The organism is Halorhabdus sp. BNX81, assembly GCF_029229925.1.
Lineage (GTDB): Archaea > Halobacteriota > Halobacteria > Halobacteriales > Haloarculaceae > Halorhabdus.
On the sequence record NZ_CP107254.1, the window covers coordinates 1,371,465 to 1,392,703 of the forward strand.

The 21,239-nt window shown below is 63.0% G+C and carries 19 protein-coding genes; 14 read left to right on the plus strand and 5 right to left on the minus strand.

The annotated features are described in order from the left end of the window. Nucleotides 1-119: 119 nt before the first annotated feature. Nucleotides 120-2,681 carry a hypothetical protein gene (locus HBNXHr_RS06910; RefSeq protein ID WP_275883658.1) on the plus strand — a complete coding sequence of 854 codons (2,562 nt, stop codon included), beginning with the start codon at nucleotides 120-122 and terminating at the stop codon, nucleotides 2,679-2,681. Nucleotides 2,682-2,756: 75 nt separating this feature from the next. Here the strand turns inward: HBNXHr_RS06910 and HBNXHr_RS06915 are convergent, their stop codons facing one another. Then, entirely contained in the window at nucleotides 2,757-3,062 is a 306-nt protein-coding gene (locus tag HBNXHr_RS06915) for a hypothetical protein (RefSeq protein ID WP_275740729.1), read from the minus strand. Between the two features lie 162 nt (nucleotides 3,063-3,224). On the opposite strand from HBNXHr_RS06915, the gene HBNXHr_RS06920 reads away from it, so the two are divergent. Beyond that, nucleotides 3,225-4,604 carry an adenylosuccinate synthase gene (locus tag HBNXHr_RS06920; protein ID WP_275883659.1) on the plus strand — a complete coding sequence of 460 codons (1,380 nt, stop codon included), beginning with the start codon at nucleotides 3,225-3,227 and terminating at the stop codon, nucleotides 4,602-4,604. Between the two features lie 16 nt (nucleotides 4,605-4,620). Here the strand turns inward: HBNXHr_RS06920 and HBNXHr_RS06925 are convergent, their stop codons facing one another. Further along, on the minus strand, nucleotides 4,621-5,718 hold the full coding sequence (locus HBNXHr_RS06925) for a Gfo/Idh/MocA family oxidoreductase (RefSeq protein WP_275883660.1): 1,098 nt from the start codon (nucleotides 5,716-5,718) through the stop codon (nucleotides 4,621-4,623). A gap of 117 nt (nucleotides 5,719-5,835) precedes the next feature. Here HBNXHr_RS06925 and HBNXHr_RS06930 point away from each other — a divergent pair, with 117 nt between their 5' ends. From HBNXHr_RS06930 to corA, 6 genes are all read left to right on the plus strand, one after another. Beyond that, nucleotides 5,836-6,030, plus strand: a complete 195-nt coding sequence (locus HBNXHr_RS06930; RefSeq protein WP_275740735.1) for a methytransferase partner Trm112 — start codon at nucleotides 5,836-5,838, stop codon at nucleotides 6,028-6,030. Between the two features lie 33 nt (nucleotides 6,031-6,063). Continuing rightward, complete coding sequence (locus tag HBNXHr_RS06935; protein WP_275883661.1) at nucleotides 6,064-6,621, plus strand: hypothetical protein; 558 nt, start codon at nucleotides 6,064-6,066, stop codon at nucleotides 6,619-6,621. Nucleotides 6,622-6,672: 51 nt separating this feature from the next. Beyond that, nucleotides 6,673-7,149 (plus strand): hypothetical protein, encoded by a 477-nt coding sequence (locus HBNXHr_RS06940; RefSeq protein ID WP_275883662.1) that lies wholly within the window; start codon nucleotides 6,673-6,675, stop codon nucleotides 7,147-7,149. 67 nt (nucleotides 7,150-7,216) lie between these two features. Further along, a complete protein-coding gene (gene cysS / locus HBNXHr_RS06945) occupies nucleotides 7,217-8,707 on the plus strand; it encodes a cysteine--tRNA ligase (protein ID WP_275883663.1) in 1,491 nt (496 codons plus the stop codon). Nucleotides 8,708-8,778: 71 nt separating this feature from the next. Beyond that, nucleotides 8,779-8,946, plus strand: a complete 168-nt coding sequence (locus tag HBNXHr_RS06950) for a hypothetical protein (RefSeq protein ID WP_275883664.1) — start codon at nucleotides 8,779-8,781, stop codon at nucleotides 8,944-8,946. Next, complete coding sequence (gene corA, locus HBNXHr_RS06955; RefSeq protein WP_275883665.1) at nucleotides 8,943-9,920, plus strand: magnesium/cobalt transporter CorA; 978 nt, start codon at nucleotides 8,943-8,945, stop codon at nucleotides 9,918-9,920. Before HBNXHr_RS06950 ends, corA begins: the two co-directional genes overlap by 4 nt. A gap of 684 nt (nucleotides 9,921-10,604) precedes the next feature. On the opposite strand, the gene HBNXHr_RS06960 is transcribed toward corA, so the two are convergent. Next, complete coding sequence (locus HBNXHr_RS06960; RefSeq protein ID WP_275883666.1) at nucleotides 10,605-11,846, minus strand: tripartite tricarboxylate transporter permease; 1,242 nt, start codon at nucleotides 11,844-11,846, stop codon at nucleotides 10,605-10,607. A 112-nt stretch (nucleotides 11,847-11,958) separates the two neighbouring features. On the opposite strand from HBNXHr_RS06960, the gene pdxS reads away from it, so the two are divergent. Together pdxS and HBNXHr_RS06970 are read left to right on the plus strand one after the other, a co-directional pair. After that, complete coding sequence (gene pdxS / locus HBNXHr_RS06965; protein ID WP_275883667.1) at nucleotides 11,959-12,864, plus strand: pyridoxal 5'-phosphate synthase lyase subunit PdxS; 906 nt, start codon at nucleotides 11,959-11,961, stop codon at nucleotides 12,862-12,864. Between the two features lie 113 nt (nucleotides 12,865-12,977). Continuing rightward, the gene (locus HBNXHr_RS06970; protein WP_275883668.1) at nucleotides 12,978-14,165 is read left to right on the plus strand and encodes a mechanosensitive ion channel family protein; all 1,188 of its coding nucleotides are present in this window, start codon (nucleotides 12,978-12,980) and stop codon (nucleotides 14,163-14,165) included. Nucleotides 14,166-14,195: 30 nt separating this feature from the next. On the opposite strand, the gene HBNXHr_RS06975 is transcribed toward HBNXHr_RS06970, so the two are convergent. After that, a complete protein-coding gene (locus HBNXHr_RS06975) occupies nucleotides 14,196-15,071 on the minus strand; it encodes a homoserine kinase (protein ID WP_275883669.1) in 876 nt (291 codons plus the stop codon). A gap of 104 nt (nucleotides 15,072-15,175) precedes the next feature. Between HBNXHr_RS06975 and HBNXHr_RS06980 the strand changes: the two genes are divergently transcribed. Together HBNXHr_RS06980 and HBNXHr_RS06985 are read left to right on the plus strand one after the other, a co-directional pair. Then, on the plus strand, nucleotides 15,176-17,365 hold the full coding sequence (locus HBNXHr_RS06980) for a histidine kinase N-terminal 7TM domain-containing protein (RefSeq protein WP_275883670.1): 2,190 nt from the start codon (nucleotides 15,176-15,178) through the stop codon (nucleotides 17,363-17,365). An 85-nt stretch (nucleotides 17,366-17,450) separates the two neighbouring features. Beyond that, nucleotides 17,451-18,764: an NAD(P)/FAD-dependent oxidoreductase gene (locus HBNXHr_RS06985; protein WP_275883671.1), complete on the plus strand. Its 1,314-nt coding sequence runs from the start codon at nucleotides 17,451-17,453 to the stop codon at nucleotides 18,762-18,764. A gap of 44 nt (nucleotides 18,765-18,808) precedes the next feature. On the opposite strand, the gene HBNXHr_RS06990 is transcribed toward HBNXHr_RS06985, so the two are convergent. Next, on the minus strand, nucleotides 18,809-19,417 hold the full coding sequence (locus HBNXHr_RS06990; RefSeq protein WP_275883672.1) for a DUF6149 family protein: 609 nt from the start codon (nucleotides 19,415-19,417) through the stop codon (nucleotides 18,809-18,811). Here HBNXHr_RS06990 and HBNXHr_RS06995 point away from each other — a divergent pair. Next, a complete protein-coding gene (locus HBNXHr_RS06995; protein WP_275883673.1) occupies nucleotides 19,407-19,793 on the plus strand; it encodes a hypothetical protein in 387 nt (128 codons plus the stop codon). The genes HBNXHr_RS06990 and HBNXHr_RS06995 overlap by 11 nt on opposite strands. 191 nt (nucleotides 19,794-19,984) lie before the next feature. Then, nucleotides 19,985-21,226, plus strand: a complete 1,242-nt coding sequence (locus tag HBNXHr_RS07000; protein ID WP_275883674.1) for an FAD-dependent oxidoreductase — start codon at nucleotides 19,985-19,987, stop codon at nucleotides 21,224-21,226. Nucleotides 21,227-21,239: the final 13 nt, after the last annotated feature.

Genomic DNA, 21,239 nt, shown 5'->3' on the forward strand with positions numbered 1-21,239 from the left:
GGGCGATGACACCGACGATCGGCGAACCTATCGAAGGGGGATTGTAATCGCAACTCTGTCATTATCAAGCTCGCGCGCTGGCGCAAAGTATATGGCGCGCATGGGATTTGTTAGGGATAATGACTACACGTGCGATCGAGCGCATCGACCAGTGGGAGACGCGCTCGTTTACTGGGGGATATCGCGGCGTTCACGACCTCGCGGATCGAGAATTCTCGGGTGTCGTGCGCGCAGACATCGCCACGCTGTGTATGCTCAACGGGGCTGTCGTCGGCGTGCTCGACGGCACGATCGAGGACTTCGAAGAAGCCGAAGGAACGGCCTACGTCGCGCCGACGCCCGCGTTGCCCCTGTTGATCGTCATGCAGGAACGCAGCGACGAGGTCCGGGCAAAGTACTACACTGAAGACACGCCGCTTTCGAAGGTCGATCAGACTCTCTCGGACGGGAAGTTCACCGGGTTCGTTGTCCTCTCGGAGAACGTTCTCAGCGGGGACTACTACCTCGTCTACCACGGCGGGCGCTCGATGAGCGTCGCGTTCGTCGGCGAGCGTGGGGAGCTCCTGACTGAACAGGAGGCCTTCGAGCGCGCCGACGGTGAGGTCGGCATCTACGAAGTTCGGCCGGTCGACATCGACGTCATCGACATTCCCGATCCGAAGTCCGGGGTCACGTCCACGCCGTCAGGCGTTGCCGGGACTGGTGGCAACGAAGCTACTGAGACGCCAACCGAGGCTGATTCGACTTCCGCCGGTGGCAGGAATTCGGCGGACATCACGGACGATTCGTCGGACGGATCCGATATCGCCGCTGACAGCGGTGAGGAGGGCACACCTCCAGAACCGAGCAGCCAGGAACCCGCCGTCGAAGACGACCCTGATCACGCGGAGACTCCGGATGCTGAGGGCGATGGGTCTGGTGATGCCGATGTGAACGTCGAGGCGACTGACGGTGCCCCGGATGCATCACGGCGATCCGCCGACACCCCGGCTGAGGACACACCCGATCCGGACACACAGGACACTGCCGTCGCCGAACAGCCAAGGACAGATGAGCCCCAGTCGTCGACTTCGAGGTCTGAGCCACAACCGAAAGCGGCAACTGGGGCAGAGCAGGCCACCGAACGGACGCAGACAGAGACGACTCCTGAGGAGACCGCTGGCGAGCGGAATCAGGCCGACACCGCGCCGGCGACGGCAACCGACCAACGACATGGGCCAACCAGTGACGCAGGCTCGACGACGGCGTCCGGGACGGAGTCACGTTCCTCCCGGGACGAGCGCGTCGAAGAGCGGAGAGAGGCGGTATCGCCAGACCATCCCGGTGCGGGTACGAGCGGGCGGATCCGGGCCGAATCGACTGCGTCCGCCGGGAGCGCGTCGGACCTCGAAATACGGACGATCCCGTCGCTCGATCCCGAGCGGTCCTGGGGTGAAGACGAGAACGGCTCAGGGGCGAGTGGCCCGCCGATACCGCCGGTCGATGCCGGGCAGTCACCGTCCTCCCGCCGGAGTGTCGACGGTCATCAGCAGGATCGGGACGGTTCGAACGGCCGATCGTCGGATGGCCAAACAGAGCAGCCGGCCCAATCGGGGTCGGCTGGACAAGCCGAGCCGAACGACCCGAAGGCAGCCGCTGGGGACACCGAAACAGCCCATCAATCGCCCGCGGGGGCCCACCAACAAACCCAACAGACTGACGAGCGATTGCGTGAACTAGAGGAAATCATCGACCAGCGCGAGGCCCGAATCGAAGATCTAGAGGATCGTGTCGAGACGACAGCGGAACAGCGAGACGAACTCAAAGCCGAACGTGACGAGTTACAGGCCGAGCGCGACGAATTGCGTGAGGAACTCTCAGAGGTTCGTTCGGAACTGGCGTCACTCAAGGAGGAACGCGATAGCCTTCAGGCCCAACTCGACGGCCTCGATGTGGACGCCGAGGGTGTCCAGCGTCGGATGAGCCGGGGCGAGGCGATCGACGGGACGAACCTGTTCGTCAGATACGGGTCGAAAAGCGAGCCCACGCTTGCGGCGGCCCGGGAGTCCGGCGCGAGCCAATCGGACGTCAGGCAAAACCTCTCGGTCGAATATCACACCCAGTTCGAAGTCGAGGGCACACACGTCGAGGGCGACCCCTTCGAGGCCTTCCTCGAAAGCACGATAGAACACCAGTACGTCTCGTGGGTGGTCCAGAACCTGCTGTTCGAGATCCGTGATACCGGCCATCGCGAGGCGCTGGCGGATCTTTACGACGGGTTGCCACATATCGACCGCGTCGAACTCAACGGCTCCGTCGGCGTCGAATTTACCGAAGACGGACAGACCAAACGCTCCCAGGAGTCGTTTGACGTCGTCTTCCGGGATCGGATGGGGAACCCACTCATCGTCGCCAACATGAACGACTCCCGCCAGGCGGCGACCGAGAGCCAGTTGAACTCCCTGGTCACCGCTGCAACCCGGGTTGGCGAAACCAGTGACTCACTCGCAGGCGCGATGTTCGTCACGTCGAGTTTCTTCGAACCGGCCGCCCTTGAGACGACAGCCGAGGCGACCGGCGGTGGCTTACTCAGTCGCGACAAACGGGAAAGCTTCGTCAAGCTCTCGCGAAAACAGGGGTATCATCTCTGTCTGGTCGAGGCACGTGACGATCAGTTCCACATGGCGGTTCCCGAATTGTAGGTGCCAGCCGATCCAAGATATCAGAAAGTCACGACTGGGGCAGTATCCAACTGCCGGCTTCCCAAGATGGATCTCTTAGCCTTCGACTTCGGCCGCATCCTCGATTTTCATCCCTTCGAGCTTTTCGATCGTCTGGTCGACCTTGTTGTCGAGGTCGTCGACGAACTCGTGGGTGTGGTCGGTGGTGATAGCACCCTGACTCGAGGGCTCGATGAGGTTCTCCTCTTCGAGAACTCGCAGCGAGTACCGTACCTTGTGATGGGGGTAACCTGTCTCGTTGGACATCTTCACGATGCCGATCGGTTCGTTCTCGATGACCATCCGGAGAACCTGGAGATGCCGCTCCAGCATATCGACTTCCTTTTCGAGCCTATCTATCATGGCACTTGTTAACTTGTGTTCGGAGGGTTTAAAGGTTGCTGTCCGAACGTCAAAAACAACTGGTGTAGGTTTGCTGCTTGGAGATATAACCCTTGTGGAAGAGTGACTATCAGGACGCGCCGACCGTAATCTGTTTACCGGGGTGGAAAAAACGACCGAGTGATGACCGTTACGATCGTTGGGTCACAACTCGGCGACGAGGGAAAAGGCCGGGTCGTCGACCTCTATAGCGACGAGGCAGACGTCGTCGTCCGATATCAGGGCGGCGATAACGCCGGTCACACGGTGTGTCACAGTGGGGAGGAATACAAGCTGTCACTGGTTCCAAGCGGTGCGATCCGTGACAAAGTCGGTGTACTCGGAAACGGGTGTGTCATTAACCCGCGGACGCTGTTCGACGAACTACAAATGCTCCGGGATCGGGGACTCGATCCCGACGTTCGGGTCGCCGAGCGCGCACACGTGATCATGCCGTTCCACCGCGTCCTCGACGGGATCGAGGAGGACGTCAAAAGCGAGGACGACCAGGAGGTCGGCACCACCGGTCGTGGGATCGGTCCGACTTATGAGGACAAAGCCGGCCGCCGTGGCGTCCGAATCGGCGACCTGCTCGACCCCGATGTCCTGCGGGATCGACTCGAATACGTGGTCCCGCAAAAGCGTGCGATCGCCGAGGACGTCTACGGTCTCGATGTCGACAACCTCGAGGAGTATCCGAACGCCTTCGACGTCGAGGCGCTCTTCGAGGAGTTCAACGAGTACGGCCGCCGGATCGAACGCGAGGACATGGCCGTCAACGCCGGTGCGTACCTGAGTGAAGCACGGGCATCCGGGAAGTCCCTCATGCTCGAAGGTGCCCAGGGGACGATCATCGACATCGATCACGGAAACTATCCGTTCGTCACCTCCTCGAACCCGACAGCGGGCGGCGCGACGGTCGGCACCGGGCTCAGCCCCGGCGTCATCGGCGACGGCGAGGTCGTCGGCATCGTCAAGGCCTACCTCACGCGGGTCGGCAGCGGGCCACTCCCGACGGAACTCGCTGGCGTCGAAGGGGACACGCCGGGCTACGACGGCGAGGCCGATCCCGAGGAAGAGAAACTCGCAACCTCAATCCGCGAGGCCGGCGACGAGTACGGCACCGTCACCGGTCGGCCGCGCCGGGTCGGGTGGCTCGACCTGCCGATGCTTCGGCATTCGACTCGCGCCAGCGGGTTCACTGGACTTGCGATCAACCACGTCGACACGCTCGCGATTCTGGACGAACTCAAAGTCGCCGAGACCTACGAACTCGACGGCGAGGAGCGACAGACGATGCCCGCGACGACCGAGCAGTGGGCCGAATGCGAACCGGTCTACCGGACGTTCGAAGGCTGGGAGCAACAAGACTGGGAAGCGATCGCAGCGGACGGCTACGACGCGCTTCCGGCGAACGCCCGCACCTATCTCGATTACATCAGCGACGAACTCGACGTCCCGATCTACGCGATCGGCGTCGGTCCCTCGCGTGAGGATACGATCGTCCGCGAGACGCCGTACTGAGCGTCGAACGCCGAAACTAGCTCTCGTCGTCCGGACCGACCTCACCCGCTTGTACCATCGCCTCGAAGGGGTTGTCCTCGATATCCAGCGGGAAGTCGACGCGCCCACGACGACGGACCGACTCGTAGCCACCGAAGATGATCTCGGCGGTGTTCAACCCGTTTTGCGCCCGGAGTTCGGACTCGCGGTCGCTTCCGAGCGCATCGATCACGTCGTCGATCGCGCGCTGGTGATAGGCATTGCCGTACTCGAAGTTGCCCGTCCCGGCGTGATGGAGCGTCTCGCCGTCGACGTCGACAGTCTCCCAGGTCCCCGACCCGGCCCGCCGGCATTCGAGCATCGGCCCGTCGTCGGTATCGATCCGGATCGCCCCGTCGCTGCCGACGAGATGGAACGCAGCCCCGACCAGGTCGGATCGGTCGCCGGTCGAAAGGAGCCCATCGACGCCGTTGTCGTACGTCCACTGGGCGAGCATCTGGTTCTCCTGATGCATCCCGAATCGGACGTCTTCCTCGCGGTAATCGAGCTGGGCCAGCACCCACTCCGCCTGGGGCTCGCCGGCGAACATCCCCGCGAGGTCGATGCTGTGTGCGCCGGTGTCATAGAAGTCGTCCCACCCGATCTCGATCCGCTGGAGGTCGCCGATCTCACCCGCGTCGAGTAGTTCCGTCGCGGCCCGAAACGGCCGGCCGAAGCGACGCATTCGGTGGAACGTCAACTGGGCGTCGGCTCGCCAGGCTGCCTGTGCCATCCGTTGTGCGCCGGCCCACGTGGCTGCCATCGGCTTCTCACAGTGGATCGCGTCGACCCCGCCGCGGGCGGCCGCAACCGTGAGATCAGCGTGGGCCTCGGGCGGGACCGTCAGGCTCACCACGTCCGGTTCGACCGCGTCGAACAGTTCGATTGCATCGTCGAAGCGGCCCTCCTCCGGGATGTCAAACCGATCAGCGAACGCGTCGACGCGATCGGGGTGTCGATCAGCGGCGGCAACGAGGCGGGTGTCGTCGTTTCGCTCGTAGGCCTCCGCGTGCCGATATGCCATCGACCAGCTGTCGACCGTCGGGTTCTCGGGCTCGGCACCGGTCCCGACGACGGCGACGTCGTAGGTTGCCATGTTCGTCCCGAGGGTCGGCTGGACCACGTAATGGCGTTTCGGTGGGGGCCTCTCTCACGCTCCCCACCGGGACCCATCGAGCGGCACGTTTTTGCCGAGGCGGGCGTAGACCTAGGTATGCAAGACGATCTGATGGACATCATCTGCTGTCCGCTCGACAAACACGATCTCGAACTCGACGTCGAGGAACGCGAGGACGGGGAAATCGTCGCCGGGACGCTGACGTGTACCGAGTGCGGCGAGACGTACCCGATCGAGGACGGCATTCCCAACCTGCTCCCGCCGGACATGCGCGAGGACGCACCGGCCTAGAGCTTTTTTACCGGTCCCGTCGGAGAAACACGTGTGGTAGACCCGCTCCCCGTCCACGTCAACCGCGAGGAACTCCACGAGATAGCGGTGCCCACGTCCTTCGAAACCACCGGCACGTTCGACGTTCGACTCGTCAATCACGGTCAGCCACTGCACGTCCATCTCCACCTCGACGACGACCTCTCGACCGTCGCGAGCCTGGAGGCGACTAATCACTACGTCGACGGCGAGAGCGAGCGACGGGTTACGATCACGGTTCGTGATGGAGCGACCGTCCACGGCAAGCTCAAGGTCGTCAGCGGGTACGGCGCACAAACCCGCTACGTCGACGTGATCGTAACCGAACCCGACGAGGAGGAAGGCTCCGTTCGAGTCGACGAATCGCTTGCCGAACCCCAGCCTGTCGCCGCGGACCAGACCGAGGGGCTCGTTGCCGACGGGCCGGTCGTGCCGGTCGCTGCCCTCGCTATCGGTGCCCTCGTCGTCACTGCCGGGATCGCATTTGCCCTCCAGGCGTTCGTCGTCGGTCTCGGTGCGCTCGTGGTTCTGGCCGGCGTGATCGTCGCACTGTACGTCCTTTTCGTCGAGTGAGTGTCACGGCCTCGCAGTACAGTTATGGTGGTGTCCGCCGGAGACGAACACATGACGCTGGCAGCGAGAGCCCGCGAAGCCGCCCGCGCCCACCCGTTCGTCCACGAAGGCCTGCGTGCAGGCGTGATCAACTACTCCGCCGCCGCGCGGCTGCTCGACGTCGGTGACGAGGAAGCGGTTGCCGCTGCGCTTCGGCGATACGCCGCGGAACTCCCCGAACGTGATATCCCGGATGGGTCCCCACGGGTCACGATGCACAGCGGGCTGGGCGCTGTAGAGCACGGCGACGACGGCGACGGCGGGTTACTCACAGTCGGCGAGACGACGTATGCAGAGAACGCCGGGTCCTTAACCGCCGTGGCGGCCACCGGCACCATCGACGCACGATCGCTGGCCCGTGTGCTCGCCCGACTCGAGGCCGAGGACGTCGCCGTCGAGGCTGCCGCCGTCGCCGACGGGTATCTCGTCCTCGTCGTCGATCGCCGTGACGGGCCGGACGTGGTCCGGTTCGTCGAAGCGATGATCTGAGAGACGTGATCGGCGTGTCGGGCCGGCTTCGACGGATTGAAGCGCTCGCCCCGTCGACCGTCCCACGATGACCCTACGCGTGACGAACACGCTCTCGGGCGAACGTGAGGCCTTCGAGCCACAGGATCCGGACGCAGTCACCTTGTATTACTGTGGTCTCACGACGTCCGATCCGCCGCATCTCGGCCACGCCCGCGGCTGGGTGCACGTCGACGTGATGCACCGCTGGCTGTCGTGGCTCGGCTACGATGTCCACCACGTCGAAAACTTCACCGACGTCAACGAGAAGATCGTCGCCCGCGTCGGCGAGGTTGGCGGGAGCGAAGCCGACGTCGCCCGGACGTATATTCAGGACGTGATCCGGGACATGCGGTCGCTGAACCTCAAACGGGCCGAGGTGTACCCGCGCGTCTCCGAACACGTCCCCGAGATCATCGACCTCGTCGAGACGTTGATCGACCGAGGCTACGCATACGAGGCGAACGGCTCGGTGTACTTCGACGTCACCGCGTTCGAGGACTACGGCGAACTCTCGAACCAGACGGTCGAGGAACTCGACGCCCAGGGCGATCCCGACGAGCGGGGCGAGAAGCGCCATCCGCAGGACTTCGCGCTCTGGAAGGCCGGCGGCGTCGACCCCGCCGACATCGGAGCGCACCGCCATGCTGACGCTGCACCCGCCGAGGACGCCTGTCAGACAGCGCAGACGTGGGATTCGCCCTGGGGCGAGGGCCGGCCGGGTTGGCATATCGAGTGCTCGGCGATGAGTATGACCCATCTCGGAGAAACCATCGACATCCACGTCGGCGGCCAGGATCTGGTCTTTCCCCATCACGAGAACGAGGTCGCCCAGAGTGAGGCGGCGACCGGCGATCGGTTCGCCAACTACTGGCTCCACGTCGGGTTGCTCGAAACCGGCGAGGAGAAGATGTCTTCCTCGCTCGGGAACTTCGCGACTGTCGAGGACGCCATCGCCGAATACGGCCTCGGTGTCGTCCGGACCTTCCTGCTGTCGACGGCCTATCACAGCCGCGCGGCCTACACCGAGGAGACGCTCTCGGAGGCCACAAAGCGGTTCGAGACGCTCGAACGCGGTTACGAACGCGCCGTCGAGGCGGCCGACAGCGTCGACGCGACCGCCAAGACGACCGACGACGCGCTCCGGGACGCGGTCGAAACAGTCCGCGAGGCGATCCCGCGTGCGATGAACGACGACTTCAATACCCGCGAAGCACTGGCAGCGCTGGTCGAGTTCACGAGCGCGGTCAACCGCCATGTCGACGAGTTCGAGACCCACGACTACCGTGGCCTTCGACGCGCGATCGACGTGTACGACGAGTTTGCGGTCGGCGTCCTCGGTCTCCCGCTGGGTGACGGCGGGGGCGACACCGGCGACATCCGCCTGGCCGAGGATCTGGTCGAACTCGTCCTCGACGTTCGTGCCCAGGAGCGCGACGCCGGCAACTACGAGCGCGCCGACGAGTTACGCGACGAACTCGCCGCACTCGGTGTCGAGGTCCAGGACAGCGACGACGGCCCGACCTATCGGCTGCCCTGAGATAGCGGCTTTCCCCGTTCGGTCGGAGTTCTCACGCCAACGCTTTTTTCACAGGCTCACGAGGAACGGATATGCGAATGCTGATGGCCGGAGGGGTGCTTTCGCTTCTCGGCTTCAGTGGCTACCTCGCGGGCGTCGTGACTGCCTATCCGGGGCGATCAATCTCGCTTGCCGCGATCATGATCGGGCTCACGTTCGTTGCGATCGGTCGGGCGAGTGCGATGGAGGGATCGGCGTGATCGACGCGCTCGTCTACGACGGGACCGGCGTCGAGTCCGTCGAGGATATCGCCGCCGCACGCGCGGCAGACGGAACAACGTGGGTCCACGTCGAGGATGCGAGCGACGCGGAGATCGATGCCGTCGCCGACGCGTTCGACCTCCACGCGCTGGCCATCGAGGACGTGCGGAACAACGTCCGGGCGAAATCCGAGGAGTTCAGCGCCTACACCTTCGCCCTGGTCAAGACCGCCCGCCTGACTCGGGGCGAGACCACCTTCGAGGAGGAGATCGACGACGAGCCGGTTGGCCTCTTCATCGGCGATGACTGGCTGGTCACCGTCGCCACCGGCAGTGCCGACCCGGTCGCTCGTGTTCAGGAGAGCGTCCGTCGTGGGGACGAACGGCTGCTCGAACGGGGGCCGGATTTCACCGCCTATCGAGTTCTGGACGTGCTCGTCGACAGCTACTTCGAGATCCTCGAACATCTAGAGGGCCAGATCGAGGCCATCGAGGACGAGGTCGTCGAGTCGCCCGACGCCGACCTGCTCGGGGAGATCAACAGCGTCCGCCGGGAACTGCTTTCCTTCCGGAAAGTCGTCTGGCCCGTCCGGGAGACGCTTGCGGTGCTCGCCCGCGGTGACGTCACCACGATCCATGCAGACACCCAGAAGTACTACCGCGACGTCTACGATCACCTGGTCCAGCTCGTCGACCTGCTGGAGACGTACCGTGATCTGGTGGTCGGGACGCGGGATATCTATCTCAACGCCCTCTCCCAGTCGACCAACGAGGTGATGAAGGTCCTGACCGTCGTCGCGACGATCTTCATCCCGCTCACGTTCGTCGCCGGCGTCTACGGCATGAACTTCTCCGGCGGGCCGTACAACATGCCCGAGTTGACCTGGGAGTTCGGCTATCCGGCGGTCATGCTCGGCATGGCCGGCGTCGCGGCACTGATGGTGTTTTACTTCCGGCGGCAGTCGTATCTGTGAGAAGTAACGCTGTCTGTGGCCTTCGCTGCCACGTTAACGGCCCAATTGTTCAAGACGAACGCATTGAGTGTAGTCATGCTTCGTTGGATGCCCTTCGTATGTCACATTTCCCTGCTGTGACTGTCCGCTATCACTGAGAACTCATGAACAAACCACTTTAAAATAGACATTTCATGTTTGAGACTGTATCCTCTCTCGCAAAACAATAACAGCCACAAAAGACATAATCGTGAGAATCACGGATGGCAGAGATGTCCGTATACCCATGCGGTAGACGCTGTCATACACCCATACAGAGAAAATGAGTGGGATAACGAAAAGCACGTTCCTTTTTGAAACAAATATGTCCAAATACGCGAGGGTGCCAGCAATCAGTGATAAGACGGCAATGACCTTCGTTGCAAGCATCTCTGGACCGAAAAACATAATCAGACATATGAATATCAAAATCCCAAATAACAGTCCTCGTATCTTTTGTGAATACAGTGGATTGTCGTGCATGGGTTAGGTATACTTTCGATCGTTTCTTTCTGGGTTTTCCGGTGTAATTGGTACTGTATCAACGTGAATTTTCGTGGAGACGGAATCGGTACCAAACGATATCGGATTATAGCATACTAAATCATTCTGTCTGAGTATCACTCGCTGTTTGAACGATCCAGACATACGTCGCCTCATTCTCACTCACACGCCCAAGATCAACGGGCCGATCAACACGCCCATCAGCGAGACACGTCGGGCACCCAATCTGGCAGGGATCAGGCCGACCAGCGTGCTGACGGCGAAGACGACAACCCCGATCGGCCCGGCGAACAACCCCGAGAGCAACGCCAGTACGGCAAGCACGCCGACCGACAGCCGGACGTGATCGAGCCGTCTGACTGCCCGGAGATACCAGTCGCCGACCACCACGACGAGGACGAAACCGACGGCCGCCGCGATGAGAACCGAAGCGACGAGCAGCGGCCACGCGAGCGGCGCGCCCGAGCGGTCGAGCGCGACGAGCACGCCGGTTCGTGGATTGCCGAAGGCGATGAGTGCACAGAGTGCAAAGAGTGTATTCGACGTATTGACACCGCTGGTGGTCACGACGAACCCGCGGCTGCCGTACTTCGACGGCGCGCTGACGAGCGCCAGCGTCGCCGCGATGGCGCTGGAGACGCCCGGCAGGTAGCCAACGATCGCCCCCGAGACGGTGCCCAGCAGCGCGAGTCCGCCGACTGACTTTCGTGTAGTTCGGACGGTGGGGCCGTCCTGGCTCGGGACGCCGGCGCCACGCATGGCGTCGATCAACACCGGCGCGCCGAACAACCCGCCGAACAGCGGCGCGAGCATGCTTCCGACCGGAAGGACGCCGTCGGCGGGCACGTCGAGGGTGACGACGCCAAGGGCGGCACTGACGAGAAACGACAACAGGGCGGCCTTTCGGGCGTGATTGGTCGGCTCCGTCGCGATGACTGCGGCTGCGATGGCCGTCAACACGACCGGCAGCCGGGCGGCAAGCATGGGATAGACTTCCAGCATGACGAGCGTCACCGGGACCGCGAGTGGGAGCGCGAAGACGACAGCGAGCCCGCTCCCCAGCGCCGAAAGTCGAAGCGCCTCGCGACCACGCCCGCCGAGGACGAGGCGATGGCTCGGCAGCGCGCTCGCGGCCATCGCGGGATCGGGGACGCCGAGCGCCAGTGCGGGCACGAAATCCAGAAATGTATGCACGACGCCGGCGGCGAGCATGGCTGCCCCGACCAGCCGCGGCGGGGCTGGTACGCTCGGCGCGACGGCTGCGAGGAGCAACGCGAAGTTGTTCGCGTGCAGTCCCGGCGTCAGCCCGCTGATCGTTCCCAGGCAGATCCCGCCGGCGATGGCCACGATAGCGAGGGCAGTGGCTTCCGGGGCGAACGCGAGTCTGACGCCGAGGTCGAACACGGCGGAAGTGGTCTCCCTCTGTGATTTAAACCTCCGTCAAGAGTGAGTCTCGATGCCCGCTTCCTCGACCGAAAGCGACTCGTTAAGTGAATCCACGACCAACCTTTCGGTAATGACGGAAACCGATCTCGAAGATCTACGTCGGGGTACTGATCTCGTCAAGCGTGGCTTCGCGAAGATGCAGAAAGGCGGCGTCATCATGGACGTCGTCAGCCCGGAACAGGCCCGGATCGCCGAGGACGCCGGTGCTGTCGCCGTCATGGCCCTAGAGGCCGTCCCGGCTGACATCCGCAAGCGCGGCGGCGTCGCCCGGATGGCCGACCCGGCGGACATCCAGGAGATCATCGACGAGGTTTCGATCCCGGTGATGGGCAAGTCTCGGATCGGCCACACCAAGGAGGCCCAGATCCTCGAAGCCATCGGCGTGGACATGGTCGACGAGAGCGAGGTCCTGACGCCCGCCGACGACGCCTATCACATCGACAAGCGCGACTTCACGACCCCGTTCGTCTGCGGGGCACGGAATCTCGGCGAAGCCCTGCGCCGGATCGACGAGGGCGCGGCGATGATCCGGACCAAAGGTGAGGCCGGCACGGGCGACGTCAACCAGGCCGTCCACCACCAGCGGACGATCAAGGGTGCGATCCGGCAACTCGACGGCATGAGCCACGAGGAACGCGAGGCATGGGCACGAGAACACGAAGCCCCAGCCGAACTCGTCCACGAGACCGCCGAGATGGGTCGTCTCCCGGTCGTCAACTTCGCCGCCGGCGGGATCGCGACGCCCGCCGACGCAGCCCTGATGATGCACCACGAGTGTGACGGCATCTTCGTCGGCTCGGGCATCTTCGGCGCGGAGGACCCGGAAGCGATGGGTCGGGCGATCGTCGAAGCCGTCAACAACCACGACGACCCCGAACGGCTGGCCGAGATCGCCGCCGGAACAGGCTCCGGCATGAAGGGTGACGCCAACGTCGATCTACCCGAGGACGAGCAGTTGCAGGGACGGGGCGTCTGAGACGTTTTTACTACCCTCGTGTCGTCATTCGGCAAGACATTGTTTTTTCACTGTGACCAACAGCCATCACCGTCACAGAAACATCCAAGTTCGCGCACCCCGCTTTGGCGGATATGGCCTCTCTCGCCTCTCTGGTCTCGGAATTTCAACAGTTTCTGGAGAGCCTGGCATCGACACAGGCGCGCATCGCGGCGACCGTTGCCGTCGGGATGCTTGCCATCATCGTCGCCGCGTTCATCCTGCCGGTCGGCCTCGATCGAGCGTATCGGCTCATGTCGACCCGTCTCGGGACAAGTCGACTCGCCGATTGGATCCGACTCGTCGGTGAGTACGTTCCACGGACGGTCGCCGAGGCCTTTGTCCGCCTCGTTCAGGGTCTGGTCCTGGCGGCAGCAGGGCTTGCTTTGCTGGTTATCTGGGGGCTCGTTGATACCGCGGAGTTGGTCCTGCGATATCTCGGCGGGTCGTTGCCGGTTCTCGGTCGTGGGAGCCTAACGCTGGTGGTTGCTCTTCTGGCGTACGTCGGGGCGGACCAGTACAAACAGATGGTCGTCCGGATCGGCAAGGAGGCCACCTGGCTGACCGATCACCAGCAGGAGATCGTGATCCGGCTGGGACAGATTGGGATCCTCCTGACAGCCGGCCTTGTCGTTCTCACCGTCTGGGAGGTCAACTTACAGGGACTGCTGGTCGGGGCGGGCTTTCTCGGCATCGTCGTCGGTCTCGCCGCCCGCCAGACGCTCGGCGCGCTGATCGCCGGCTTCGTGTTGATGTTCTCGCGCCCGTTCGAGATCGGCGACTGGATCGAGATCGGCGAGGAGGAAGGGGTCGTCACCGACATCACGATCATGAACACGCGCCTGGAGAACTTCGACGGCGAAGTCGTTTATCTCCCGAACGACCGCGTCAACGAACAGGCGATCGTCAACCGGAGTCGCCGTGGCTCGCTCCGGCTCCGCGTCGACGTCGGCATCGACTACGACAGCGACCCCGAACACGCAAAGGCCGTTGCCCTGGAGACGATCAAGGAGATCGACGTCATCGCGGACGGCCCGCCGCCACAGATCGTCCCGAAGTCCTTCGGCGATTCAGCCGTCATCCTGGAGATGCGCTTCTGGATCGATCACCCGACGCCGCCCCGGAAGTGGAACGCGGTCGAACGGGTCGTCACAGCGGTAAAGACCGCCTTCGAACGCGAGGGGATCAAGATCCCGTTCCCACAGCGCGAACTCAGCGGCCGCGCCGAAACCAACGGCTTCCAGGTCCAGGAATCAGCAAGTGGGAGCGAGGATGTCAGATAACAGCAGCACAGCCGGCTTTCATCGACGTGTTCAGTACAATCGCGCCCCGTCGCCGATGCTGGTCTGATAGGCACGGGCGTCGATACCGCGATCGTCGAACGTATCGAGCATCGCGTTGGCAACAGCCCGCTGGTCGTGGGCTCGCGTGACTGCGAGGACGGCCGGGCCGGCCCCGCTGATCGTGACGCCGGTCGCACCGGCTGCAAGCGCTGCATCCCGGACGGCATCGTAGCCGTCGATGAGCTTTGCCCGTGCCGGCGTGACGACGCTGTCCTCCATCCCCTGCCCGACGAGCGCCGGGTCGTCGCGGTACATCCCGGCGGTGAGCGTCGCCGCGTTGCCGACCGTCTCGACCAGTTGCTCGACAGTCGTCTCCGTCGGCACTACCTTCCGTGCGTCCCGTGTCGAGACGACGATTTCCGGGAGTGTCACGACGATGGAGATATCGGTATCGACCTGTGTAACGCCGCCGGGTGTGGCGATCGTGAACCCGCCGAGAATCGCCGGAGCAACGTTGTCGTCGTGGGCATCGCCGGAGACGACGGCTTCGCCCTTTGCGGCGATCGGGACGAGTTCCTTCCGGGATTTCCCCCGCTCGTAGAGATCGTTGAGTGCGACGGCCGCCGCCGCGGCGCTGGCGGCCGAAGAGCCCAGGCCCGATGCCGGTCGAATGCCCTTGTCGATCTCGATGTGGGCGGGCGCATCGAGTGCGTCGGCGACGGCTCCCACGGTGTTTTTCTCGGGATCCTCCGGAATGAATTGACTCCCGGCTCCAGTCACTTCGATGGTCGTCCGGTCGGCTCGCTCGACGCGAACGACATCAGCCGGGCGGGAAAGCGCGATCCCAAAAACGTCGAACCCGCTCCCGAGATTCGCGCTCGTCGCCGGGGCTCGCGCCGTGCGCATACCCGTCATTTCCGGACTGCGGTCAAAAAGGTAGCGAACCCAACCGCGGCGATGACCCCTAAACATAAGCCACCGTCCCCCGAATCGGGGACATAGTAGCGTCGATGGTGCAACTCTCAGTCCCCGTCCTGGTTGCTGCTGGTAGTGCTGGTGGTGGTGTCATCTCCGCCTGGTTGGCCGTCTTCGCGTGGCAACGGCGTGCAGTTGACGCGGCCGGTCCCTTTGCCGCACTTGCCGCCGCCGTCAGCGTCCTGTCGTTCTGTTATGCGGGTGGGTTGATAGCGGACTCGACAACGACCGCGTCGATACTGCTGACGGCCGGGAACGTCGCTGGTTCGCAAGTGGCTCCGCTATGGGTCGTGTTTGCGATCGTCTACACGCGGTTCGAGCAGTATCAGCGACCGTCGATCTACGCGTTGCTGTGGGTCGGCCCGCTGGCCTATGTCCTGTTGCTGGTGACGGCACCGGTCCACAGCCTCGCTGACACGGCGGTACAGTTCCAGACCGTCGCCGGAATTACGGCGCCAGTTCCCGCCACCGACATCGCCACGGAGGCCTATACGGCGTTTTCGTATCTGCTGTTGGTCGGCGGATACCTCCAGCTTGTGCGCTTTCTGATCGAATCCCGGAACGTCTATCGCCAGCAGACTGTCGCGATCATCATCGGGAGTGTCGTCCCGCTAACCGCCAACGCGTTGTTCGTGATGGGCTTTAGTCCGCATCCCGGCTTGAACCCGACGCCGCTGGCCTTCGTTATCACTGGTGGGATTGTCGGCTGGGCGCTGTTCGAGTACGATCTGCTCTCGATTGCGCCGCTGGCCAGCGATCTGGTCGTCGACGAGTTGCCCGACCCGGTGATCGTTCTCGATGAGAGCGATGTCGTGGTCGATCACAACACGGCAGCCGAGGCTGCGTTCGAAGCGAACGAACTGACCGGACGGGACATTTCGGCGGTCGTTCCCGAGTTCACCGAGCGTCAGGGCACTGATCGGCTGATTTCGGCCACCGCACCAGCCCAGTCGGACTCAACGGCATTGTACAACCCTCAGACGACCGAGATTACCGACCAGCATAGCCAGTACCGTGGCCGGCTGATCGTCTTCCGAAACGTGACGGCCCAGCAGCGGCGCCTCGACCGGATCGAAGCCCTTCAGGCGGCGACCGAGGCACTCATCGACGCACGTATCGACGACGAAATCGCCGAGGTCGCCGTCTCGTTCGTCGATCGGATCCTCGATCAGGAGATCGCCGTCGTCTTCGTCGCCACCGACGACGGCGCACAGCTCCGTCCGGCAGCAGTTTCGGAATCGATCGACGCAGCGAGCGACGGTCAGCCGCCGAATCTGACCGCCAACGACGGAACGCTCTGGGCCCGATATCAGCAATCGGATGCGGACGGTGTCGTCTCCGCGGACTGGGAGTGGGAACCGCTGACTGCGGTCGACCTCGACGAACTACTGGTGCTATCACTGGGCGATCACGGGCTGTTCTGTATCGGCTCCGCCGAAACGGGATATACAGTCGGGGATCGACAGTTCGCCAGGATACTTGCCGACGGGACGGAAACGGCACTCGACCGCGTGGCCCACGAACAGGATCTCCGGGAGAGTCGCCGGGTCGTCCGACAGCACACCGAACAACTCGAATTCCTCAACGGCGTCCTCCGACACAACATCCGCAACGGGATGCAGGTCATCGAGAGTAACGTCAGCTTACTCGATGCACACATCGACACCGATCCGGACAGCCAACAATATCTTTCACGGATCCGGGATCGAACGGGAGAACTCTCGACGCTGACCGCCAGGATCCGTTCGATCACCGATACCGTGACGACCGACCCGGGGAACCGTTTGTGGCCAGTCGAACTGCGCCCGGCACTCAAAGAGCAGATCGCGGAGATCGAACGGCGACATAAAGACACGTACATTGAACTACACCACGACGGAAACCCGGTCGTCCTGGCGAATGGACTGCTCGAAGACGTCTTCGAGATCATCTTACAGAACGCCGTCGAGCACAACGATGCCGACCGGACGCGCATCGAGATCGACGTGAAACACGTCGGGGACTGGATCCAGGTGCACATTGCCGATAACGGCCCCGGCGTCTCCGATCACCTGAAAGAGTCACTGTTCGAGCGGAACGTCTCGGTCAGTGAGACGGCACACGGGTTCGGATTGTATTTCGTGGCGCTGATTCTCGACCTCTTCGGCGGCGACGTCTGGTTCGAGGACAACGAGCCACGGGGCGCGATCGCCGTTCTGGAGTTCCAGCGCGCACCCGACGAGTAATTCAGCCCGGAATATCCGTTGCTGTCGGGAATCGCCCGGGGACCACAGCAAAAAGCATATTCACCGTACCGGCCAATTCCAGTCCATGATCGGCGTCGTCGGCGGCGGGGTCGCAGGACTGGCAGCAGCACGTCGTCTCCAGAAGGCGGGATACGACGTCATGGTGCTCGAAGCGAGTGACGACCTCGGCGGACTGGCGGCGACCTACGAAACGAAGGGGGACCCGATCGAGCGGTACTATCATCACCTCTCGAAGTCCGAAGAGACGATCGTCGAGCGGTTCGAGGAACTGGGACTCGGATCTGACCTGGTGTGGGGCTACGGCAGCGACGCCTACTACGTCGACGGTGTGGTCCATCCGATGGACAAACCCTGGGAGATTCTCGCCTATCCGCACCTCTCGCTGTATGACAAGTTCCGCCTCGGCCTGCTCGTGTTGGACGTCGATATCCGCGGGGGGATCCCCTCCTTTGACACCTACGAGCAACTCGAAGACTTCGAGGACGTTCCAGTCAAGGAGTTTATCCTCGATCACACGTCTCGGGGCTGTTTCGAGCGGTTTTTCAAGCCGTTGCTCGAGGCGAAGTTCGGCGAGCGCTGGGAAGACGTCAGCGCCGCGTGGCTCCTCGGCCGCGTGAAGTTCCGCGGCGAACGGGATCCGTTGCGGGGGGAACTGCTGGGCTACCCACTTGGCGGATTCGGCAGCCTGATCGACGCGCTTGTCGATTCCGTCGGCATGATGGACATCTTTACCGGGGAGCGTGTGACCGATATCGGTATCGAGGACGGGGCCGTTCAGTCGGTGACCGCCGAAACAGACCTGGGAGCCGTTCCTTACACAGTCGACGGCGTCGTCATCGCCACGATGCCCGACGTACTGGAGTCGATCACGGGCTATGCATGTGACATCGACTTCCAGGGCACCGTCTGTTCGGTCATCAGCATGGCGGAAACGCTGACAGACACCTACTGGCTCAACATTGCCGACGACGCCCCCTTCGGCGCACTCATCGAACACACGAACTTCGTCTCGCCGGAGCAATACGGTGGCGAGCACCTGCTGTACGCCGTCAAATACATCCAGGATTTCGAGGACGAACTCTGGCAAATGGACGACGAACGCGTCGAGGAAACGTGGCTCGCCGGCATCGAGGATCTATTTCCCGACTTCGACCGGGCATCCGTCAACTGGATCGAAACCTCGCGAAGCCCGAAGACCGCGCCCATCTACGAGCGGGGCTATCTCGAGAAGGTGATCCCCTATGACCTGAGCGGGGAGGTGGCAGACGGCGTCTATTACGCCGGCATGGCCTCGCGGGCACAGTACCCCGAACGCTCGCTCAACGGCGCGTTCGTCGCCGGTGAGACAGCCGCCGAGCGACTCATCCAAAACCAGTAGCACAACGCAGCTGCGTACTCCAGACACATTCGACAGGCCGGCTCTCAGCCCTCTACCTCAGCGTCGTCGACGGCGTCCGGATCAACGCCGGGGGCTGCCTCGACATCGACTTCCTCGGGTTCTTGGCCGCCGCCGATCACGACCTCGCCGTCATCCGTCTCGACGTAGACGTCGTCGGCGAACCCGCCGATCGCGTGCGGGTGGTCGGGATCGTCGAGTTTCTCCGGCGTCGAGGGTGCGTCCGGGAGTCCGCCCTCGGGTGCGAACTCGCCGAGGGGGTCGTCGATCGTGATGCCGTGGGATTCGAAGAAGTCGGCGTAGCGGTCGTAGTGGGCCTCGACTTCCTCGACGGGGAACTCCATCATCTCGGTCCAGCCGTGGTTATAGAAGTCGAAGTTTGCCTGCGCGTGAGTGATCTCGCGGGCTTGGGCCTCGGGATAGCCTTCCTGGAGTGCCGCGACATAGGTGTCCATGGTCGCGTCGAACATGGCCGCTAAGCGCTCGCGCCGCTCTTCCTGGCGTTGTTCATCGGCCCAGTCCAGGAAGAAGTCGGTGTGGATATCGACCAGTTTGTCGGCCACCATCTCACCGACGACCGGGGCAGTCAGACTTTGCTTGGCTGCCCAGTGTTTGACGCCTTGTTTGAGTTTCATCGTACCGGGGCCTATACCCTCCATTCACATCAATTCCGGGACGACGGCAACGACGCACAGGGCGCTCGTTGTCCCTCTCGGCGTGACTCTCGTCAGTTGCTTGGTCGTCGTTTACGGGTTGCGCTGGGCCGCCATCGGTTTCATGGCCGGCACACGGCAATCGGATCCGAACCCCGCGGTTCAGTTCACTCCGTTCCTCGGGCTCTTGCTGGTGGTGATCGGGCTGGAGGTGTGGGAACGCAGATGGACTGCGTGGTCGCTTGCTGTCATCATCTCTGGCGAGATACTCATCACATCTCTTCACCGGATGGCGTTCACGTTCGACGTCGTCGTGGCCGTGATCATCGTCGGCTACCTGTTCGTCAAACTGAACTAGTATTTCACCGCTAGGTTGGGGGCACGGCAGTCTAGCCCTGAGTGAATGCCCGTGTGGAAACGGGAACGGTCGAACTGGGCTAGACGGGAGAGACCCATCACAGGGTGTTCGGTCTCTCGCCTCGAACAGTTCCAGCCGATAGATTGTGACGATAGCAATCCACATTAGGCCCCGGTACGAACACCGGGAGCATGACCACGTCGCACGTGATCCTCGGCGACGGCATCGCCGGGAGTTCCGCCGCGGAAACGATCCGTGAAGCGGATCCCGACGCCGACGTCACGATCATCACCGACGAGGGCGAACCCCTGTACAACCGCATTCTCATCAAGGAGTTCGCCAAAGGAACCCTCCCCGAAGAACCCGTCTCGATCCACGAGGAGGAGTGGTACGAGGAACGGGACATCGACCTCGAACTCAATACCCGCGTCACGTCCGTCGATACCGACGCGAACGTCGTCGAGGCCCAGGACGGAGCCACCTACGAGTACGACAAACTTCTCGTGGCCACCGGCGGCACGCCGACGAGGCTCCCGGTCGAAAACAGTGACGCCGAGGGAGTCCACTACTTCTGGACGTTCAAGGACGCACGGGCGATCCGTGACCACGCTGCCGAGGCTGAAACGGGTGTGATCGTCGGGGCCGGGCTGCTCGGCATCGACCTCGCTGCGATCTGTGGCGCACAGAACGTCGAGGCCGACTACCTCATGCGTGGCAACCGGTGGTGGCGCTACGCGCTGAGCCTCGACGGCGCGGAGATCATCCACGAGGCGCTCAGGCACAAAGGCGTCACGCCCGTCTTCGATAGCGGCGTCGAACGGTTCGAAGTCGACGACGACGGTCATGTCACGGGAGCTGTGGACGCAAACGGCGAATTTCACGCGGGAGAATTCGCCGCCGTCGCGATCGGCCTGGATTTCAACACGGCATTTCTCGAAGACACGGCGGTTGAACTCGATGACGGCATCGTCGTCGACGAACACATGCGGACAGGCGTAGAAGATATCTACGCGGCTGGCGACCTGACGCGGTATTACGACGTCATTCTCGACGAACGCGCCCAGAACGGCTCGTGGGGGAGTGCCAAAGAACAGGGCGTCGTCGCCGCCGAGAACATGGTCGCCGACGAGCCAGTCGAGACGTTCCGGTACGTCTCTTCGTACTCGATTACACACTTTGAGTTCCCGTTTCTGTCCTTTGGTCACCCGACGATCGGCGACGACGAGGCCGAACGGAAGTACTCAGACACCGAGTGGCGGCGGCTCACGTTCAAGGACGGCCAACTCATCGGCGGCGTCCTGATCGGCGACCTCTCCCAGCAACAGGCGTTCAAACAGATCATCCGTGAAGAGCGGCCTGTCGCCGACCAAAAGGAGAAGCTCCTCGAACCCGACGTCGATCTCGACGCACTGCCAGCCCCCGCTGTCGAGTGATCGGACTCGCCGG